Below are 19,011 nucleotides of genomic sequence, written 5' to 3'. Positions count from 1 at the left end.
AGAGCGCACAAATATCTGCAGCTATCTTATGCCTCTTTGATCCAGATCATTGCATTGGACAAAATGTCCAATGTCCCGGTGGTCGTCCGAGGGGTAATCGGACAGCCATGGAAAGACCCCTGTCACGCGCGCGGCTAGGCCGCTGGATCGCCACCGCCTGCCTTTTGCCGCTGCTGGGCGGATGCAACATGGTCGTGCTCGATCCGGCGGGCGATGTAGCGCAGCAGCAGGGCAATCTGGTGGTCGTCTCGACATTGCTGATGCTGATCATCATCGTGCCGGTGATGGCGCTGACGGGATGGTTCGCCTGGAAGTATCGCGCAGCCAACACGCAAGCCACCTACAAGCCCGATTGGGACCATTCGACCCAGCTGGAACTGCTGATCTGGGCGGTGCCGCTGCTGATCATCATCTGCCTGGGCGCTGTCACCTGGGTCGGCACGCACCTGCTCGACCCCTATCGCCCGCTCGCACGCACCGCGCCCGGCCAGCCGGTGGGCGCCGAGGTCGAGCCGCTCGAGGTGCAGGTCGTGGCGCTCGACTGGAAATGGCTGTTCATCTATCCCGAACAGGGCGTGGCGACGGTCAACGAGCTGGCCGTGCCCGAAGGCCGCCCGCTGCGGTTCCGCATCTCATCGTCCTCGGTGATGAACAGCTTCTACGTGCCCGCCATGGCCGGCCAGATCTATGCGATGCCGGGCATGGAAACCAAGCTCCACGCGGTATTCAACGAGACCGGCAATTACGAGGGCTTTTCCGCCAACTATTCGGGCGCAGGCTTTTCGAACATGCGCTTTGCGGTGCGCAGCATGACGGCAGAGGGCTTCGAGCGCTGGGCCGCCAAGACGCGCACCGCGCAAGCGACGCTCGACCGCGCCGCCTATCTCAAGCTCGAACGGCCCAGCGAAAAGGTGCCGGTGCGTCGCTTCGCCAGCGTCGAGACCGGGCTGTTCGACCGCATCGTCAACCTGTGCGCCGAACCCGGCAAGATGTGCATGCACGACATGATGGCGATCGATGCGCGCGGCGGCATGGGCCGCGCCGGGCTCTACAATGTGCGCCAGCTGTCGTATGACAAGTTCGCCGCGCGCGGCACCGGCGACACCGCCAGCGACCGCTATATCGCCGAGAATTGCACCAATCCCGAACTGCTCGGCGCCAGCTTGGCACGGATCGAAGATCGCGTGATCGACCTCGCCACGCTCACCGGAGCCGGCCTGGCCCGCCCCGGCGGACCCGCCTTCCGCACCCGATCGAACACCCCCAAGCCGGCTGAACTGTCTCAGGCCGGCAACATGGACCCCGCATCATGACCGCGAACGCCGTCGTCTCCACCTCCGCTGCCGAGCCCAGCCTGCTGCTGGGCAAGCTCTCCTGGAACTCGCTGCCGCATGACCCGATCGTGCTCTCCACGATGGTTGTCGTGATCATCGGCGGGATTGGCCTGTTCGCGTTGGTGACCCGCTACAAATTGTGGGGCTATTTGTGGAAGGAGTGGTTCACCACCGTCGACCACAAGAAGATCGGCATCATGTACATGATCCTGGGCCTGGTCATGTTCCTGCGCGGTTTTGCCGATGCGATCATGATGCGCTTGCAGCAGGTGATGGCGTTCGGCGGATCCGAGGGCTATCTCAACTCGCACCATTACGACCAGATCTTCACCGCGCATGGCGTGATCATGATCTTCTTCGTCGCGATGCCGTTCATCACGGGCCTCATGAACTATGTCGTGCCGCTGCAGATCGGCGCGCGCGACGTGTCGTTCCCGTTCCTCAACAATTTCAGCTTCTGGATGACCACTTCGGGCGCGGTGCTGACGATGGCATCGCTGTTCGTCGGCGAGTTTGCCGCAACCGGATGGCTGGCCTATCCGCCCCTGTCGGGCATATCGTACAGTCCCAGCGTCGGGGTCGATTACTATATCTGGGCGCTGCAGATCGCGGGCGTCGGCACGACATTGTCGGGCATCAACCTGATCGTCACCATCCTCAAGATGCGCGCCCCGGGCATGGGCCTGATGAAGATGCCGATCTTCACCTGGACCTCGCTGTGCGCCAACATCCTGATCGTCGCATCCTTCCCCGTGCTCACCGCGGTGCTCGCGCTTCTTACGCTCGACCGTTATGTCGGCACCAACTTCTTCACCAACGACTTTGGCGGGTCGTCGATGATGTACGTCAACCTCATCTGGATCTGGGGCCACCCCGAGGTGTACATCCTCATCCTGCCCCTGTTCGGCGTGTTCAGCGAAGTGACCTCGACCTTCTCGGGCAAGAAGCTCTTCGGCTACACCTCGATGGTCTATGCGACGGTCGTGATCACGATCCTGAGCTATGTCGTGTGGCTGCACCACTTCTTCACCATGGGCTCGGGCGCGTCCGTCAACAGCTTCTTCGGCATCACCACGATGGTGATCTCGATCCCGACCGGGGCCAAGCTCTTCAACTGGCTGTTCACGATGTACCGTGGCCGCATCCGCTATGAACTGCCGATGATGTGGACGGTGGCGTTCATGCTCACCTTCACCATCGGCGGGATGACCGGCGTGCTGCTCGCGGTGCCACCTGCCGACTTCGTGCTGCACAACTCGCTGTTCCTGATCGCGCACTTCCACAACGTGATCATCGGCGGCGTGCTGTTCGGCATCTTCGCGGCGATCAACTACTGGTGGCCCAAGGCGTTCGGCTTCAAGCTCAACCAGTTCTGGGGCAAGGTCAGCTTCTGGTGCTGGGTCCCGGGCTTCTGGGTCGCGTTCGCGCCGCTCTATGTGCTGGGCCTGATGGGTGTGACGCGCCGCATGCGGGTGTTCGACGATCCGTCCTTGCAGATCTGGTTCGCCATCGCCGCTGTCGGTGCGTTCATGATCGCCGCCGGGATCGCCGCGATGCTCATCCAGTTTGCCGTCAGCATCTGGAAGCGCGAGGAACTGGCCGAGACGACGGGCGACCCGTGGAACGGCCGCACGCTCGAATGGGCGACCAGCTCGCCGCCTGCGGACTATAACTTCGCCTTCACCCCGCGCATTCATGCGCTCGACGCCTGGTACGACATGAAGGCGGCGGGCGTCGAGCATCCGGCAGACGGCTACAAGGACATCCACATGCCATCGAACACCGGCGCCGGGATCATCCTGGCGGGCATCAGCACCGTGTGCGGCTTTGCTTTGGTGTGGCATATCTGGTGGCTGGCCGGGGCAAGCTTTGCCACGCTGATCGCCACCGCGATCATCCACACCTTCAACTACAAGCGCGATTTCCACATCCCGGCAGCCGAGGTCGCCGCGACCGAGGCCAAGCGGGCGCGCCTGCTCGCCAGCGCAGGAGCCTGAGGCCATGAGCAGCGCAACCACCACGATAGCTGCAGGCAGCGAAGCGCCGGTCTATTACGAGATCGACGAGCATCCGCACCCCGAGGGGCACAGCACGTTGCTGGGCTTCTGGATCTATCTGATGAGCGACTGCCTCATCTTCGCGATCCTGTTTGCCTGTTACGCGGTTCTCGGCGGCAACCTCGCCGCAGGGCCGGGGCCCAAGGACCTGTTCGACCTCAACCTCATCGCGCTCAATACCGCGATGCTGTTGTTCTCGTCGATCACTTATGGCTTTGCGATGATCGCGATGCAGAACAAGAACCTGCGCCACACGCAGATGTGGCTGGCGGTCACCGGCCTGTTCGGCGCGGCGTTCCTCGCCATCGAGCTGTACGAGTTTTCGCACCTGATCCATATCGGCGCGACCCCGCAGCGCAGCGCATTTCTCTCGGCGTTCTTTACGCTGGTGGGCACGCACGGGCTTCATGTCACCTTCGGCCTTGTCTGGCTGGTGACATTGATCGTGCAGCTGGGCCGCCACGGCCTCAACCCCGCCAACCAGCGGCGTGTTGCTTGCCTCAGCCTGTTCTGGCACTTTCTCGACGTGATCTGGATCGGCGTGTTCACCTTTGTCTATCTGATGGGAATGCTGTGATGAGCGCCAACACCCACGCCGAGCAGGTCGAGCACGACAGCCACGGCATCGAGATTCCGCACGCCAGCTATCGCGATTATGCGACTGGTTTCATCCTCTCGGTCATTTTGACGGCAATCCCCTTTGCGCTGGTGATGACCGGCGCGCTGTCGCCCGCGATGACGGCGGTGACGATCATGCTCTTCGCGGTGGTGCAGATCGTCGTGCACATGGTCTATTTCCTCCACATGACCCCCAAGGCCGAAGGCGGCTGGTCGATCACCTCGCTGATCTTCACGATCATCGTCGTCGGCATCATGCTGTCGGGATCGCTCTGGGTGATGAGCCACCTCAACGCCAACATGATGCCGATGGCGCATGAAGAGATGAGCCAGCTGCCGTGACAGCGCGCAGGCCAGCCACGCGCGTCGTGCTGGCCATCAGCCTGCTCGCCCTGGCGCTGGCCGGCGTGGGCCTGGGCGTCTGGCAGGTGCAGCGGCGCGCGTGGAAAGCTGCGCTGATCGAGGCGGTGGAGACCCGCAGCACGGCAGAACCTGTCGCTGCGCCCGGCCCCGACGAGTGGCCGCGCCTGACCGCCGAACGCGACGCCTATCGCCGCGTGACGTTCACCGGCCGTTTCGCGCACGACCGCGAAGCTCTGGTGCAGGCGGTCACGACACGCGGCAGCGGCTTTTGGGTGATGACCCCCTTGGTAGGCGATCGCTTCACCGTGCTGGTCAATCGCGGCTTCGTGCCGCCCGACCGGCGCAAGGTTACCACCCGCGTGCAGGGCAATCCGCCGGGCCCCGTCACCGTCACCGGCCTGTTGCGGATCAGCGAACCGGGTGGCGGCTTTCTGCGCTCCAACGATCCCAAAGACGACCGCTGGTATTCGCGCGATGTCGCCGCGATCGCATCGGCACGCGCCCTCCCCGATACGGCCCCCTATTTCATCGATGTCGATGCAGCGCCCAACCCCGGCGGCTATCCCGTCGGCGGGCTGACTGTGGTGCGTTTTTCCGACAATCACCTGGTCTACGCACTCACTTGGCTAGCGCTCGCCATCGGCTGTGCCTGGGGCGCAATGATGGTATGGCGCAAACGATGATCGCTGCCCCCGCCCCCCAGGTGACCGATGCCGTCCGCCGCAACATGGCGCTGCTTATCCAGCTGCGCTGGCTGGCGGTGGGCGGGCAGCTTTTCACGATCCTGCTGGTGGACGGGCCGATGGGAATCCCGCTGCCGCTGGCCCCGTTGCTGCTGGCGATCGCGCTTCTGGTGTTCATCAACCTCGTCACATTGTACATCCTGCGGCGGCACGAGGCTGGGCTCGAATATGCGCTGTTCACCGCGCTGATGTTCGATATTGCGGCGCTGACCTGGCAGCTGCATTTCACCGGGGGCCTTGCAAATCCCTTTGCGGCCTTGTTCCTGCTGCAGGTGGTGATCGGTGCGATGGTGCTGCGCGCGGCGGCATCCTGGGCGATGGTCGCAGCCTCGCTGGGCGCGCTCGCAGTGCTGGCGATCGATCCCGTGCCGCTGACATTGCCGCCGCATCTGCAGGACGAGGAATTCAGCCTCTACCTGCAGGGCAGCTTCGTCTGCTTTGGCCTGATCGCGGTGCTGCTGGTCGCGTTCGTCACCCGGATCGCGCGCAACCTGCGGGATCGCGATTCCGCCCTCGCCGCCATTCGCCAGCGCGCGGCGGAAGAGGACCATATCGTGCGCATGGGGCTGCTCGCCTCGGGCGCAGCGCACGAACTGGGCACGCCGCTTGCCACCCTGTCGGTGCTGGTCAACGATTTCCGCGCGATGCCCGAGCTGAAGGCGGTTGCCGACCTCTCCGCCGATCTCGACGACATGCAGGCCGCCGTGCAGCGTTGCAAGACCATCGTCAGCGGCATATTGATGTCTGCCGGCGAAGCGCGCGGCGAAGCGCCCGAACGCACCACGATGCGGGCGTTCCTGGGCGATATCGTCGATGAATGGCGCGAGGCGCGCGGCCTGACCACGCTCGATTACATCGACCGGTTCGGTGCGGATATCGCCATCGTCTCCGACCCCGCGCTGCGCCAGGTGATCGGCAACGTCATCGACAATGCGGTCGATGTCTCGCCCGAATGGGTCGGAGTGCGCGCTGTACGCCAGGGCGAGACGCTGGAACTGACGGTCACCGACCGGGGGCCGGGTTTTCCGCAGGAAATCCTCGACGGGCTGGGGCGCCCCTATCGCTCGACCAAGGGGCGGCCCGGTGGCGGCCTGGGGCTGTTCCTGCTGGTCAACGTGATGCGCAAGCTTGGCGGAGAGGTGCGCGCGGGCAACCATGCTGCGGGCGGCGCGCAGGTGACCATATCGCTGCCGCTGGACGCCATCGCCTATCCCGCCGGAGACCGGACATGACCACATTGCCCCATCTGCTCATCGTCGAGGATGACGAAACCTTCGCTCGCACATTGCGGCGATCGTTCGAACGACGCGGCTACACCGTCTCTTCCGCGTCCAGCCTTGAAGGGCTGACGGCGCTGCTGGAGGCAGGGCTGGTGCCGACGCATGCGGTGATCGACCTCAAGCTGGTCGGCAGCGCTTCGGGCCTGACCTGCGTGCCGGCGGTACGCGCAGCAGCGCCAGACGCGCGGATCGTGGTGCTAACCGGCTTTGCCAGCATCGCAACGGCGGTCGAGGCGATCAAGCTGGGCGCGGACCATTATCTCGCCAAGCCGTCGAACACCGACGATATCGAAGCCGCCTTCGCCCGCACCGAGGGCAACGCTGCCACCGCCGTCGATACTCGCCAGTCGTCGATCAAGACCGTGGAGTGGGAGCATATCCACCAGACCCTGGTCGACACCGACTTCAACGTTTCAGAAACCGCCCGCAGGCTCGGCATGCACCGACGTACGCTGGCCCGAAAGCTGGAAAAGCGGCAGGTGCGATAGCGGCGGCAACCTAGGCTGCGCCTGTCGAAGGTGCCGCGCCACCCGCACCACCTCCGCTCAGCCTGAGCTTGTCGAAGGCCCCGCAATACCGATTGCGTCAACGCGGGTCCTTCGACGATGCGGGCTACGCCCGCTGCGCAGAGCCTGGCCTGAACTCGTTTCAGGCATGAGCGGATGTTGGTGAAGGTGGCGGTCCTGTCCGCTGCAGCCGTAAATCCCCTCAAGGCCGCGCGCAGGCATCCAGGCCATCGCGCTGGACGATGCGGATGCGCCGCGCGATGTTGTTGCCATAGCGGCGGACGAAGCCGCTGGGGTTCTTGACCGAACGCTTCTTGGGCAGCGGCAGCGCGGCGGCCATGCGCGCCGCCTCGTCTCGGCTCAGCGAGGCTGCGCCCTTGCCGAAATAGCGCTGCGCGCCGGCTTCGACGCCATAGGTCCCGATCCCGGTTTCCGCGACATTGAGGTAGACCTCCATGATCCGGCGCTTGCCCCAGATGCCCTCGATCAGCACGGTGAACCACGCCTCCAGGCCCTTGCGGAAAAAGCCGCCGTTCTGCCAGAGGAACACGTTCTTGGCGGTCTGCTGGCTGATTGTCGATCCGCCGCGAATCCGCCCGCCTTGCGCGTTGCGCCGCACCGCATCCTCGATCGCCTCGCGGTCGAAGCCGCTGTGCGTGCAGAACTTGCCATCCTCCGCCGCAATCGCCGCCGAGACCATGTTGCGGTCGATCGAGTCGAGCGAGGTCCAGTCACGGGTCGCGCCATTGGCATCCGTCAGCATGGTGATCGTCGTGGGCGGCGGCACGAAGCGATACAGCGCCACGATCACCACCGACAGCAGAACGAAGCCGAAGACCAGCTTGAAGACGAAAGCGATCAGGCGACCCAGCACGCCAGCCTCAACGTCCGTCGCGCCAGGTGACGATGTCGCCCGGCTTCAGACCAAGCTCCGCTGCACGGCCAGCGGCCAGTTCCAGCACCGCCGCCACCGGCTCGCCAGAGCTGATCGGGTCGAGCGAATAGGGTACGGCATTGGCCGCGATGCTCTCGATGCTGCCATCGGCGCGCACGAACAGCAGATCGAGCGAGATCACGGTGTTCTTCATCCAGAAGCCGGCGGGCTTGGGGCTCGGAAAGGGAAAGAGCATGCCCATGTCGGGCGCCAGTTCGGTGCGGAACATCAGCCCCTTTGCCTGTTCCTGTGGGGTGCGGGCCATTTCCACGGTGAACGCGTGCGTCTTCGCGCCGCTCTTGATGGTCAGCGGCACCAGGTCCAGCCCGGCGGGCGACAGGGCGGATTTTTCCGCCGCCGGACGCTGCGCCACCGCATCGCTGGGGGCAGAGGCATTGCACGCCACCAGTGCGAGTGTCGCCAGCATCGCCCCGCAATATTTGCTCACCATCATTCTCTCCGTCAGTCCTCGTCCAGCCCCGCAATCTCTTCCATGCTATCGGCGAAAACAAGTGTGCGGGCGAGCGCAAAATCATGCCCTGCGCGGATAAACGCCTGCAATTGCTTGCGCCTGCGGTCGGGATCGGCAGATTCGCTGGCGAACGGGCCTATCCGCTTGCGCCGTGCAAAGGCGATCGCCGCGCTTGCCGCCTGATCGCGCCCGGCATCGCGCAATGGCATGCGATCGGCCTCGCTAACCCCCGCCGCCTGCAGAGCCTGCTCCACCCGGCGTGGCCCGAAGCCCCGGCGCAGCAGCGCACCGCCCTTCATCTCGGCAAACGCAGCATCGTTGACATAGCCCAGCTCGGCGCAGCGATCGGCGATCTGGTCGAAATCGGGCGAGACATCCCCTGCCCATCCGCGTTCGCGCACCTTGCGCTGCATGTACTGCACCAGCCGCGCCCTGGTGGTGGCAAACCGGCCCAGATAATGCAGCGCAAGATCGCGCAGCGCCTGCTCATCGAGCGGCTTGGGCGGACGCTTTTCGCGCTTGCGCTGTCGGGAAGGAGCGGTCATGCGCCTTTTTTGTGCCACAGTCGGGTCGAAATTAGAACGTCTGTCTTCGGCTAGAGCCCTTCCTGGGCTATTCCGGGATAGCACGGCCTTCACAAAAGCCGTTCATCCCTGAGCCATTCGAGCATGGGCAGACCGCAAGACACTGGCCATGCAGCGTTAAAGACCGGATAACCGGCAGCGCGCACAGGAAAGCAACGGGTAACACGCATGACGCAATTGCAGCCAACTCCAACCGCAGACAGCCTTGTACGTCGCTTCGCCGATTTCGCGACGCTGGGCGATGCGCTCGATTACGCAGCGCAGGGCCTGCGAGGATTCAATTTTCACGATCCGCGCGGCACGTTGGTACGGCCCTATCCCTATAGCGAACTGCGCACCGATGCGCTGGCGCATGCCCGGCGATTGATCGCACGCGGCGTGGAGAAGGAAGACCGGATCGCCATCGTCGCCGAAACCGGCGCCGAATTTGCCGCGCTGTTCTTCGGCGCAGTCTATGCCGGCGCCTGGCCGGTCCCGCTGCCGCTTCCCACCAGCTTCGGCGGCAAGGAAAGCTATGTCGAACAACTGAGCGTGCAGCTGCGTTCCAGCGACCCCAAATTCCTGTTCTATCCCGCCGAGCTGGCCGACATGGGCGGCGAGGCTGCGCGACGCTGCGGTGTCGAGGGGCTGGAATGGGAGAGCTTTGCCAGCGAGCCAGCCCCCGAGGTCGAACTGCCCGCCGCGAGCACCGACGATATCTGCTATCTGCAGTATTCCAGCGGATCGACCCGCTTCCCGCATGGCGTGGCGGTGACGCATTCGGCGCTGCTCAGCAATCTGGCGGCGCATTCGCACGGCATGCATGTGGTCGAAAGCGACCGCTGCATCTCGTGGCTGCCCTGGTATCACGACATGGGGCTGGTCGGCTGCATGCTCTCGATGGTCGCCAACCAGGTGTCGACCGATTACCTCAAGACCGAGGATTTCGCGCGGCGCCCGCTGGCGTGGCTCGACCTGATCAGCCGCAACCCCGGCACCTCGTGCAGCTATTCGCCGACCTTCGGCTATGACATCTGCGCCCGCCGCATCGGCAGCCTGTCGCGCGTCGAGGAACGCTTCGACCTGTCGCGCTGGCGGCTGGCGGGCAATGGCGCGGACATGATCCGCCCCGATGTGATGCAGTCCTTCGTCAATGCGTTTGCGCCGGCGGGCTTCAAGGCCAGCGCCTTCCTGCCCAGCTATGGCCTCGCCGAAGCGACGCTGGCAGTCACCCTGATGCCACCGGGCGAGGGCATCGTCGTCGATCTGGTCGAGGAACAGCGTCTTTCGGGCGCGCCTGTCGATGTGTCCAAGCCGCGCCGCTACCGCTCGATCGTCAACTGCGGCAAGCCCTGCCGTGGAATGTCGATCGAAATCCGCGACACCGATGGCCGGGTACTGACCGATCGCGAGATCGGCAAGGTCTGGACCGCTGGTCCATCGATCATGCACAGCTATTTCCGCGACGCGGAAGCGACCGAAGCGTGCCTGATCGACGGTTGGCTCGATACCGGCGACATGGGCTATATGGTCGATGGCTATCTGTATATCGTCGGCCGCGCCAAGGACATGATCATCATCAACGGCAAGAACCACTGGCCGCAGGACATCGAATGGGCGGTCGAACAGCTGCCCGGCTTCAAGTCCGGCGACATTGCCGCGTTTTCGATCACCACGCCTGCCGGAGAAGAGGCTCCTGCCGTGCTGGTGCAGTGCCGCACCACCGACGAGGGCGAGCGCCGCCGCCTGCGCGACGAAATCCGCGAGAAGGTACGCTCGATCACCGGCATGAACTGCGTGATCGAACTGGTTCCGCCACGCACCCTGCCGCGCACCTCATCGGGCAAGCTCAGCCGTGCCAAGGCGCGCAACCTGTATCTCTCAGGCGAAATCCAGCCGTACGAACTGGCGGCCTGACGGCGTTATCACCGGAAAGCCGAATGTGGCAGTGCTCCGGGTAGCTTTGACCGGGGCAATCAGACCCATATCTTGATCGCGCAGGAACGCATCGGGTGGCCGAAAGTAAGCAACCTGGATAATTGCGGTGATGAAAGCAGTCGGATTATGGTAGCTGATGCCCTGTGAACACGATGCCAGCCCCTGACTGCCGTCCTGAACCGGCCACGGCGGACGCCGATCGGCTGGCGGCGCTGCTGCGCTATGACATCCTCGACACCCCCAAGGAGCCGGAATTCGAAGATATCGTCCGGTTGGCAAGCGACATTTTCGACGCGCCGATATCCGTCGTCAACCTGATCGCGTCCGACCGCCAGTGGTTCAAGGCCGAGATCGGCATCGGCGCACGCGAACTGCCGCTTGATGTGTCGATCTGCGCGCACGCGATATTGCAGGACGATCTGTTCATCGTGCCCGATACGCTGCTGGACGAGCGTTTCCGCAACAATCCCCTGGTTGCGGTCGATGGTGGCCTTCGTTTTTATGCCGGCGCCCTGCTCAGGACCGAAGAGGGACTGGCACTGGGTACGGTCTGCGTGCTCGATCACAAGCCACGCCCCGAAGGCATCACCGATCGTCAGCGACTGACGCTGGAAGTGCTCGCCCGGCAGGTGATGACCCAGCTGGAGCTGCGCCGCGCCGTCGCCCAGCGCGATGAGCGGACCCAGGTGCTGGAGGCTGAAATCGCCGGCCGGGAGCAGGCGGAAGCCGCGCGGACATCGAGCGAGCAGCGATACAGCCATCTGTTCAATGCGATCGACGCAGGCCTGTGCGTGTTCGAAATGCGCTATGACGAGACCGGGCGCGCGGTCGATTATCGTTTTCTGGAAGTCAACGACGCGTTCGCCGCCCATACCGGGCTGGACGATGCGCAGGGGCGCTGGATCCGCGACATGGCCCCCACGCACGATCAATACTGGTTCGACCTGTATGGAGACGTCGCGCGCACAGGGACACCGGTGCGGGTGGAAAATCTGGCAACCGCGCTCGATAATCGCTGGTTTGATGTCTACGCCTTCCGCATCGGCGATCCTGAGGACCGGCAGGTCGCGGCGTTGTTCACTGACATCACCGCCAAGCGCAAATCGGAACGGGCGCTGAAGGAGCTGAACGAGACGCTCGAGCAGCGGATCGCAGAGGCCATGACCGAGCACGAGGCGACCGCCGAGGCGCTGCGCCAGTCACAGAAGATGGAGGCCATCGGCCAGCTCACCGGCGGGCTGGCGCACGATTTCAACAACATGCTCACCGGCGTCATCGGCAGCCTTGATCTGATCCGCCGCTTTCTGGAATCGGGCAAGACCCAGCAGGTGCTGCGCTACCTCGATGCGGCGGAAACCTCTGCCCAGCGCGCAGCGGCGCTCACCGCGCGGCTGCTGGCCTTCGGAAGACGGCAGTCGCTGGACATAAAGCCGACGGATATCAACCAGCTGGTCCACGGCATGGAAGACCTGCTGCGCCGCACTTTGGGCGAACAGGTGGATATGGCGGTTGCATTGGCAGATGGCCTGCCACCGGCGAGCACCGATGCCAACCAGCTGGAAAACGCGCTGCTCAACCTGTGCATCAACGCGCGCGATGCGATGCCCCGGGGCGGCCATCTGACCGTCGAGACCACGACGATGCAGCTCGGCACTGGCTTTGCCCAGACCGGCGAAGACCTGCAACCGGGTGATTATGTGGTGCTCAGCGTTTCCGACAACGGCCAGGGGATGGCTGCCGAAACCATGACCAAGGTGTTCGAGCCGTTCTTCACCACCAAGCCGATCGGCCAGGGCACGGGCCTTGGCCTGTCGATGATCTACGGCTTCCTCAAGCAATCGGGCGGCCATGTCCGGATTTACAGCGAGCTTGGCGCCGGCACGAGCGTGAAGCTGTTCCTGCCGTGCAGCGATGCCCCGGTCGCGGTAAATGAACCGCACACGGCAGAACGCCCCGGCGGCACGGGTGAGGCCGTGCTGGTGGTGGAAGACGACCCCGCCGTCCGCATGGTCATCGTCAACGTGCTGGAAGAGCTGGGCTACGCGCCGCAACAGGCCGAACATGCGCAAGAGGCACTGGCCCTGCTGCGATCGGGTCTGCATATCGATCTGCTGATCTCCGATGTCGGCCTGCCGGGCCTGAACGGTCGGCAGCTGGCAGAGATCGCGCGGCAGGACAGGCCGGACCTTCGGGTGCTGTTCGTCACCGGCTATGCGCAGGGTGCAGCGGTGCGCAGCGGCTTTCTGGATCATGGCATGGATATGCTGACCAAGCCGTTCCAGATTGACACGCTGGCGATCAAGGTCCGGCAGATGCTGGCCCGCTGATCGGGACCAAGCCCTGCATTTCCCTTGCACTTTCCCACTGTATTGATATCTTAACACAGTAACACTTATCGCTTGCCTGAAAAGGCGTCTCGCCTCATTTTGGGCGGAAAGCGACTAACGGGAGCGCGAACGGCATGGCGACGCAAACTGCGATTGCGGACAAGAAACTGACGCTGGAGGCGCCCGATCCGGTGCCCGTCGTCACCGCTGCGGACGCGACCGGACTGGTGCCGGTATCCGAAGATGTCCGGTCCAAGCTCGACGAGAAGGTCGAAGGCTTCATCGCCGATCTGGTGGCGCAGGATGTGAATTCGCCCGAATTCGGCAAGCGCGTCGACCAGATCACCAACATGGGCCGCAAGGAAATCACCGACGCGGCGGGCCAGTCGAACCGTTTCCTCGACCGCCCGGTCAAGGCGATGGACTCCGACAATTCGGTCGGCGCGAACCTCGCCCAGCTGCGCCGCACGGTCGAGGATCTCGACCCCGGCAAGAAGGGCGACCTGTTCACCCGCAAGAAAATTTTCGGCATCATCCCGTTCGGCAACAAGATGCGCGATTATTTCGACAGCTACAAAAGCTCGCAGGGGCACATCCAGTCGATCCTCGGCTCGCTGCAAAGCGGCAAGGACGAGCTGCTGATGGACAACGCCGCGATCGACGTCGAACGGCAGAACCTGTGGGCGGCGATGGGCAAGCTCGAGCAGATGATCCACGTCTCCAAGACGCTCGACGCGCGGCTCGAGGAAAAAGCCGCCGAACTCGACATGACCGACCCGGCCAAGGCCAAGGCGATCCGCGAAAGCGCGCTGTTCTATGTCCGCCAGCGCACGCAGGATCTGCTGACGCAGATGGCGGTGACGGTGCAGGGCTATCTCGCGCTCGACCTCGTGAAGAAGAACAATGTCGAGCTGGTCAAGGGCGTCGACCGCGCCAGCACCACCACGGTCGCGGCGCTCCGCACTGCCGTGACCGTGGCGCAGGCTTTGGTCGGTCAGAAGCTGGTGCTCGACCAGATAACCGCATTGAACACCACCACCGCCAACATCATCGATTCGACCGGAACGATGCTCAAGGACCAGACCGCCAAGATCCACGAACAGGCGGCATCGGCGACGATCCCGGTCGAGACGCTGCAGCGCGCGTTCCAGAACATCTACGACACGATGGACAATATCGACACGTTCAAGGTCAAGGCCTTGGACAGCATGAAGACCACCGTCGACACCTTGAGCAAGGAAGTCGAGAAATCGAAGGGCTATATCGCGCGCGCCGAGGGGGCCAGCCAGGGCCAGGTCAGCGGCGGCAGCGCAGGCCCGTCGTTGCTCAGCTCGCTGGAGGCGTAAGGCAGCGGACCGCATGAGCAAATCCCTGACCAGCCAGTCCGACCAGATCCTCGCCGATGCGGCCGCCGTGAAGCGCCGCGTGCAGATGGGCCCATCGATCGGCAGCAAGTCGCGCGCGTTGAAGCGCGAGCATCTGTGGAAGAAGATCGCGGCGATCGCGATCAGCATCGGCGTCATCTTCGTCGCGGCGGGCGTCGTCGGCGCAATCATCGACGGCATCGGCTTTTATGGCGTGCTGCTGACGGTGCTTGCCGCCGTGGTGGCCACCGTGGTGCTAGGCAGCTCGATGAAACTGCGCATTCCCACGCCTGAGAAGCTCGCGAAAGAGCCCTTGAAGGTGCTCGCGGGCAAGACCGAGATCTGGCTCGAAAGCCAGCGCCCTGCCCTGCCCGCACCCGCGGTGACGCTGATCGACAATATCGGCGTGCAGCTCGACATGCTCGCGCCGCAATTGCAGACGCTCGAGGAAAACAGCGAACCCGCGCGCGAGATCCGCAAGCTGGTGGGCGAGCACCTGCCCGAGCTGATTACCGGCTATCGCAAGATCCCGGCAGGCATGCGCAAGGAAAAGCGCGGCGAGCGCACCCCCGACGAACAGCTGCTCCACGGCCTCGGCGTCATCGAACGCGAGATCGCCAGCGCCACCCGCACGATCGCCGAGGGCGACGCCGACAAGCTCGCCATTCGCGGGCGGTTTCTGGAGCTCAAATATGATGGTGTTGCCGACGCGCAGTAGCTAGCTTGCTACGCATGTTCGAATTCTTCCTCGCCATCCAGAACACCCCCTTCTCCGCCGCCATCGTGCTGATGCTGCTGATCGGAGCCTTGCAGGCCGCTGGGCTGGGCGATCTCGATTCAGATAGCGACCTGGGCGATGCGGCGAGCGATGGTGTGCTCGCGCTGCTCGGCCTCGGCCGATTGCCGCTGCTGCTGTGGCTGGCGCTGTTCCTGATGATCTTCGGTGTGCTGGGCTATGCCGGGCAGCAGTTCTGGCTAGCGCTGACGGGAAGCCTGGCGAGCGCGTGGCTGGCAGGGCCGGTCGCACTGGTCGCCTCGCTGCCGATCACCGGCGGCGCGGCCCGATGGCTCGCGCGCGTGATGCCGCAGGACGAGACCACCGCCGTCGCCGTCGACTCGCTTGTCGGCCGCTTCGCCACCGTGCAGACCGGCACCGCCCGCCCCGGCTCCCCGGCGAGAGCCCGCGTCACCGATGTCCACGGCCACCCGCATTTCGTGATGGTCGAACCGGACAATGCCGATCAGGTGCTGCACGAGGGCGAGGAGATCCTGCTGGTGCGCCGCGAAGGCGAGACGTTCAAGGCGATCAGCAAGGGTGGGCATTTTTTGCCGGGGTTATGAGGAGCAAAACTGCGAGAGATGGATAGATGCTCAGAGATACATTCTTTGCCAACGCAAAAAATCCGGAGTTGGTGCATCTGTCGCGAAGGCCAAAAGAGTTTGATAGACCTCATCGAAAGTGAAGATGTTGTGGGGTATGCTTTCTGATGCCGTGCCATCATCTGCCCGGAGAGCCTCGAAGTGCATTGAGCCTCCCTTGCGCTCCTCAATCACATAGCCGCCATTCTTGAACGCGGTTTGAATGTAGACGTCGGGGGCCGCCGACAGGATCAGAAATCCATGTGGTCCGACATCAAGCAAGCTATCATGCAGTCGATTGGCAGTCATCCTGCCCTTGAGCACATCACCGCTTAGATCAATCTTCAACTTTTTGCTGATCGAGACGCTCTGCCGAGCTTTTCGACTGGCTTTGCGCTCCGGGGTCAAAACATCCCGCATAAACTTGACCAGCGGTTCGGCCTCACGCTTGTCCTTGCTAGCCATCCAGAGTGTGAGTGGAACCCCAAGGCCGAAAACGAGCCCAACAAGAACAAGCTGTTGGATATTCTGGGGCCATTTATCAGCTTGCGATATTAGGATCGGCAAGATCATGATGGTCAGGAATGTCACCCAAATCGTGCCGTTCAAGTCAGACCCGGCGCGCGCCTTTAACTGTGAGGAGCGAGAATCTCCTGTCAAAATGCCCAGCATCATAGGGCCTTGCGAATTGATCCCTGACCACCAAAAACAGATAAACGGCCCCAAAATCCAACCCCGCGCACCGTTCTTGGGATCAAACCATCCCTTCTTACGACGCTTGATAGCCAGTTTGGCATCGACCAGTGGCATCCGTGATTGGATCAGAACATGATAGCCGAAAGGTTGAAACGCCACATATCGCTCCATTCTGAAGGACTTTCTCAATCCTGCTAAACCACGCCAGTCAGTCCAACAAATAAAAGCGTGCAGGTAGTCTTAACAATCGAACGACAAAAAATCTGACCGATGATCTCGCCTAACCATAGCCGGCGGGCTAGCTTGATACCCAATCACTTTGATTCTTGTTCGCCAAGGAGCCCCCATGACCGACGCCATCCCCAGCGGGATCATCACCATCGCCATGATCGTCGGCGTGGTTTTCGCTTTCCTGATCATCTTCGGGCTGATCATCACCCGGCTGTATCGTCGTGCCACCAAGGAGATCGCGTTCGTCCGCACCGGCTTTGGCGGCGAGAAGGTGGTGATGAATGGCGGAGCGCTGGTGCTGCCGGTGCTGCACGAGACGATGCCGGTGAACATGAACACCGTGCGGCTGGCGGTCGAGCGCAAGAATACCGATGCGCTGATCACGCTCGACCGGCTGCGGATCGATGTGAAGGCGGAATTCTATGTGCGCGTGCGGCCCGATGCCGGCGCGCTCGCCATGGCGGCGCAGACTTTGGGCCTGCGCACGATGCAGCCCGAGGCGCTCAAGGATCTGGTCGAGGGCAAGTTCGTCGATGCGTTGCGTTCGGTCGCCGCCGGCATGACGATGAACCAGCTGCACGAGCAGCGCAGCGATTTCGTGCAGAAGGTGCAGCAGGTCTCGTCGGCTGATCTCGCGATGAACGGGCTGGAGCTCGAATCGGTGTCACTCACCGGGCTCGACCAGACCAGCATCGAGCATTTCAACGCCAACAACGCGTTCGACGCCGAGGGCCTGACCAAGCTGACCGAGCAGATCGAATTGCGCAAGAAGGCGCGCAACGACATCGAGCAGGATACCCGCGTCCAGATCGAGACTAAGAATCTCGAAGCCGACAAACGCTCGTTCGAGATCGCGCGCGACAACGAGTTTGCGCGGCTCGAGCAGGAGCGCGAGATCGAGATGCGCCGCGCCGAACAGGCCGCCGAGGTCGCGCGCGAACAGGCCTTGCGGAGCCAGGAATCCGAAGGTGCCAGGATCGAGGCGAAGAAGCTGATCGACAGCCAGCAGATCGAGGCCGACCGCGCGGTGCAACAGGCGCGGATCGCTCAGCAGCAGGCGATCGAGATCGCCCGGCAGGAACAGCAGATCGCCATCCAGAACAAGAGCCGCGAAGAAAGCCAGGCCAAGGGCGAGGCCGATACCGCGCGCGCCACCGCCGTCGCTGCCGAGGAACAGGTAACCACCGCGCGCGAGACCGAGATTGCCGAACGTTCCAAGCGCATCGAGCTGATCGAAGCATCCAAGCAGGCCGAGCGCGACGCGATTCGCGTCAAGGTCGAGGCCGAAGCCGAGAAGTCCGCCGCCGCCAACCGCGCCGAAGCGGTGCGGCTCGAAGCCGAGGGCGAATCCGAGGCCGAAAAGCTGCGCGCCGAGGCGGCCCGCGTCCGCTTCGAGGTGGAAGCAGCGGGCCAGCGTGCGGTCAACGAGGCAGCGAACCTCTTGTCCTCCGATCAGATTTCGCTCCAGACCAAGCTTGCCTTGCTCAAGGTGCTGCCCGAGGTGATCCGCGAGGCGTCCAAGCCGCTGGAAGCGATCGATTCGATCAAGATCGTCAAGGTCGATGGTCTGGGTCAGTCGGGCGGATCGAATGGCGGGAACGGCATGGGCAGCAGCGGCAACCTCGCCAGCGACGCGGTGTCGGCAGCGCTCAGCTACCGCGCGCAGGCCCCGATCATCGATGGGTTGATGAAGGAACTGGGTCTCAACGGAGCCTCGCTTGACGGCCTGGTCGCAGGTGCCACGCAGATCGAGGCGGTTCCGGCGGCCAATGACACACCGCCGCCTGCAGAGGGTGCTGCCTAGGCCCTCAGCCAGTCTCCGCTGGCGATCCGCTCGAGTCCCTCGAGCGGCAGGTTCCAGACATAGACCATCGCGCTCACCAAACCCTGCGCCGTCATGACCTGCACGCTCTCGCGGCGATAGTCGTGCGGCGGCGGGTCATCTGGGCCGCAGCTTTCGAAGGCGTCGAGCCAGGACAGGCTGGCCGCGGGATCGTGCAGCCGCAGCAGGTCGCCGGTGACGGTGTCCGTCCCCTCCAGCACCAGCGCTGGGTGCCAGCTGACCCGGTACAGGGTACCGGTGAGCGTGGCCGTGCTCAGCCATTCGCTGTCTTGCGCCAGCCGCGCGGCGTTGGGATGGTCGCTGCCCCGGCGCAGCGTGCCATAGACGAAGAGCAGGTCGGGGAATTGGCGTGCAGGCATGCTTTGGCGTACCATGCCGCAAGA

At 63.6% G+C, this 19,011-nt stretch carries 18 protein-coding genes; 13 read left to right on the top strand and 5 right to left on the bottom strand.

The features are described from left to right. Window positions 1-107: 107 nt before the first annotated feature. Genes cyoA through D618_RS0100795 form a run of 7 tightly spaced genes read left to right on the top strand, consistent with a single transcriptional unit; the run spans window position 108 to window position 6,883 of the window. Complete coding sequence (gene cyoA, locus D618_RS17305; protein ID WP_017669585.1) at window positions 108-1,313, top strand: ubiquinol oxidase subunit II; 1,206 nt, start codon at window positions 108-110, stop codon at window positions 1,311-1,313. Then, window positions 1,310-3,331 (top strand): cytochrome o ubiquinol oxidase subunit I, encoded by a 2,022-nt coding sequence (gene cyoB, locus D618_RS0100820; RefSeq protein WP_017669584.1) that lies wholly within the window; start codon window positions 1,310-1,312, stop codon window positions 3,329-3,331. Before cyoA ends, cyoB begins: the two co-directional genes overlap by 4 nt. 4 nt (window positions 3,332-3,335) lie before the next feature. After that, entirely contained in the window at window positions 3,336-3,968 is a 633-nt protein-coding gene (gene cyoC, locus D618_RS0100815; protein WP_017669583.1) for a cytochrome o ubiquinol oxidase subunit III, read from the top strand. Next, window positions 3,968-4,351: a cytochrome o ubiquinol oxidase subunit IV gene (cyoD, locus tag D618_RS0100810; RefSeq protein WP_017669582.1), complete on the top strand. Its 384-nt coding sequence runs from the start codon at window positions 3,968-3,970 to the stop codon at window positions 4,349-4,351. Before cyoC ends, cyoD begins: the two co-directional genes overlap by 1 nt. A gap of 26 nt (window positions 4,352-4,377) precedes the next feature. Then, a complete protein-coding gene (locus D618_RS0100805) occupies window positions 4,378-5,055 on the top strand; it encodes an SURF1 family protein (RefSeq protein WP_026091132.1) in 678 nt (225 codons plus the stop codon). Beyond that, on the top strand, window positions 5,052-6,347 hold the full coding sequence (locus D618_RS0100800) for an ATP-binding protein (protein WP_238550556.1): 1,296 nt from the start codon (window positions 5,052-5,054) through the stop codon (window positions 6,345-6,347). Before D618_RS0100805 ends, D618_RS0100800 begins: the two co-directional genes overlap by 4 nt. Further along, window positions 6,344-6,883 carry a response regulator transcription factor gene (locus D618_RS0100795; protein WP_017669579.1) on the top strand — a complete coding sequence of 180 codons (540 nt, stop codon included), beginning with the start codon at window positions 6,344-6,346 and terminating at the stop codon, window positions 6,881-6,883. The genes D618_RS0100800 and D618_RS0100795 overlap by 4 nt, the downstream gene beginning before the upstream one ends. A 220-nt stretch (window positions 6,884-7,103) precedes the next feature. Here the strand turns inward: D618_RS0100795 and mtgA are convergent, their stop codons facing one another. Genes mtgA through D618_RS0100780 form a run of 3 tightly spaced genes read right to left on the bottom strand, consistent with a single transcriptional unit; the run spans window position 7,104 to window position 8,852 of the window. Further along, entirely contained in the window at window positions 7,104-7,772 is a 669-nt protein-coding gene (mtgA, locus tag D618_RS0100790; RefSeq protein WP_152414485.1) for a monofunctional biosynthetic peptidoglycan transglycosylase, read from the bottom strand. A 10-nt stretch (window positions 7,773-7,782) separates the two neighbouring features. Then, window positions 7,783-8,286 (bottom strand): DUF192 domain-containing protein, encoded by a 504-nt coding sequence (locus D618_RS17300; protein WP_238550555.1) that lies wholly within the window; start codon window positions 8,284-8,286, stop codon window positions 7,783-7,785. Between the two features lie 11 nt (window positions 8,287-8,297). Further along, entirely contained in the window at window positions 8,298-8,852 is a 555-nt protein-coding gene (locus D618_RS0100780) for a RecX family transcriptional regulator (RefSeq protein WP_017669576.1), read from the bottom strand. A 207-nt stretch (window positions 8,853-9,059) separates the two neighbouring features. Between D618_RS0100780 and D618_RS0100775 the strand changes: the two genes are divergently transcribed. The 5 genes from D618_RS0100775 to D618_RS0100755 all read left to right on the top strand — a co-directional run bounded on the left by D618_RS0100775 (window position 9,060) and on the right by D618_RS0100755 (window position 15,840). Next, window positions 9,060-10,787 (top strand): fatty acyl-AMP ligase, encoded by a 1,728-nt coding sequence (locus D618_RS0100775; protein WP_026091131.1) that lies wholly within the window; start codon window positions 9,060-9,062, stop codon window positions 10,785-10,787. Window positions 10,788-10,960: 173 nt separating this feature from the next. Then, entirely contained in the window at window positions 10,961-13,135 is a 2,175-nt protein-coding gene (locus D618_RS0100770) for an ATP-binding protein (protein ID WP_017669574.1), read from the top strand. Between the two features lie 134 nt (window positions 13,136-13,269). Continuing rightward, window positions 13,270-14,481 (top strand): toxic anion resistance protein, encoded by a 1,212-nt coding sequence (locus D618_RS0100765; protein WP_017669573.1) that lies wholly within the window; start codon window positions 13,270-13,272, stop codon window positions 14,479-14,481. A gap of 13 nt (window positions 14,482-14,494) precedes the next feature. Continuing rightward, a complete protein-coding gene (locus D618_RS0100760; protein WP_017669572.1) occupies window positions 14,495-15,217 on the top strand; it encodes a hypothetical protein in 723 nt (240 codons plus the stop codon). A gap of 14 nt (window positions 15,218-15,231) precedes the next feature. After that, on the top strand, window positions 15,232-15,840 hold the full coding sequence (locus D618_RS0100755) for an OB-fold-containig protein (protein ID WP_017669571.1): 609 nt from the start codon (window positions 15,232-15,234) through the stop codon (window positions 15,838-15,840). 30 nt (window positions 15,841-15,870) lie between these two features. Here the strand turns inward: D618_RS0100755 and D618_RS0100750 are convergent, their stop codons facing one another. Further along, complete coding sequence (locus tag D618_RS0100750) at window positions 15,871-16,713, bottom strand: hypothetical protein (protein WP_152414458.1); 843 nt, start codon at window positions 16,711-16,713, stop codon at window positions 15,871-15,873. A gap of 226 nt (window positions 16,714-16,939) precedes the next feature. Here D618_RS0100750 and D618_RS0100745 point away from each other — a divergent pair, with 226 nt between their 5' ends. Next, complete coding sequence (locus tag D618_RS0100745) at window positions 16,940-18,589, top strand: flotillin domain-containing protein (RefSeq protein WP_051041205.1); 1,650 nt, start codon at window positions 16,940-16,942, stop codon at window positions 18,587-18,589. Here the strand turns inward: D618_RS0100745 and D618_RS0100740 are convergent. Beyond that, entirely contained in the window at window positions 18,586-18,987 is a 402-nt protein-coding gene (locus D618_RS0100740; protein WP_017669568.1) for a gamma-glutamylcyclotransferase family protein, read from the bottom strand. The two genes, D618_RS0100745 and D618_RS0100740, sit on opposite strands and share 4 nt — an antisense overlap. Window positions 18,988-19,011 lie beyond the last annotated feature (24 nt).

Origin of the sequence: Blastomonas sp. AAP53 (genome assembly GCF_000331245.1) — a bacterium.
Classification (GTDB): Bacteria; Pseudomonadota; Alphaproteobacteria; order Sphingomonadales; family Sphingomonadaceae; genus Blastomonas.
This window is presented reverse-complemented; position numbering and strand designations above follow the sequence as displayed.

Excerpts from the sequence above, each read along its gene's own strand:
- D618_RS0100760 (WP_017669572.1), top strand. The coding sequence starts at position 14,495 with ATGAGCAAATCCCTGACCAGCCAGTCCGACCAGATCCTCGCCGATGCG.
- cyoC (WP_017669583.1), top strand. The coding sequence starts at position 3,336 with ATGAGCAGCGCAACCACCACGATAGCTGCAGGCAGCGAAGCGCCGGTC.
- cyoB (WP_017669584.1), top strand. The coding sequence starts at position 1,310 with ATGACCGCGAACGCCGTCGTCTCCACCTCCGCTGCCGAGCCCAGCCTG.
- D618_RS17300 (WP_238550555.1), bottom strand. The coding sequence starts at position 8,286 with ATGGTGAGCAAATATTGCGGGGCGATGCTGGCGACACTCGCACTGGTG.
- D618_RS0100745 (WP_051041205.1), top strand. The coding sequence starts at position 16,940 with ATGATCGTCGGCGTGGTTTTCGCTTTCCTGATCATCTTCGGGCTGATC.
- D618_RS0100795 (WP_017669579.1), top strand. The coding sequence starts at position 6,344 with ATGACCACATTGCCCCATCTGCTCATCGTCGAGGATGACGAAACCTTC.
- D618_RS0100775 (WP_026091131.1), top strand. The coding sequence starts at position 9,060 with ATGACGCAATTGCAGCCAACTCCAACCGCAGACAGCCTTGTACGTCGC.
- D618_RS0100800 (WP_238550556.1), top strand. The coding sequence starts at position 5,052 with ATGATCGCTGCCCCCGCCCCCCAGGTGACCGATGCCGTCCGCCGCAAC.
- D618_RS0100740 (WP_017669568.1), bottom strand. The coding sequence starts at position 18,987 with ATGCCTGCACGCCAATTCCCCGACCTGCTCTTCGTCTATGGCACGCTG.
- D618_RS0100755 (WP_017669571.1), top strand. The coding sequence starts at position 15,232 with ATGTTCGAATTCTTCCTCGCCATCCAGAACACCCCCTTCTCCGCCGCC.
- cyoD (WP_017669582.1), top strand. The coding sequence starts at position 3,968 with ATGAGCGCCAACACCCACGCCGAGCAGGTCGAGCACGACAGCCACGGC.
- cyoA (WP_017669585.1), top strand. The coding sequence starts at position 108 with ATGGAAAGACCCCTGTCACGCGCGCGGCTAGGCCGCTGGATCGCCACC.
- D618_RS0100770 (WP_017669574.1), top strand. The coding sequence starts at position 10,961 with ATGCCAGCCCCTGACTGCCGTCCTGAACCGGCCACGGCGGACGCCGAT.
- D618_RS0100780 (WP_017669576.1), bottom strand. The coding sequence starts at position 8,852 with ATGACCGCTCCTTCCCGACAGCGCAAGCGCGAAAAGCGTCCGCCCAAG.
- D618_RS0100765 (WP_017669573.1), top strand. The coding sequence starts at position 13,270 with ATGGCGACGCAAACTGCGATTGCGGACAAGAAACTGACGCTGGAGGCG.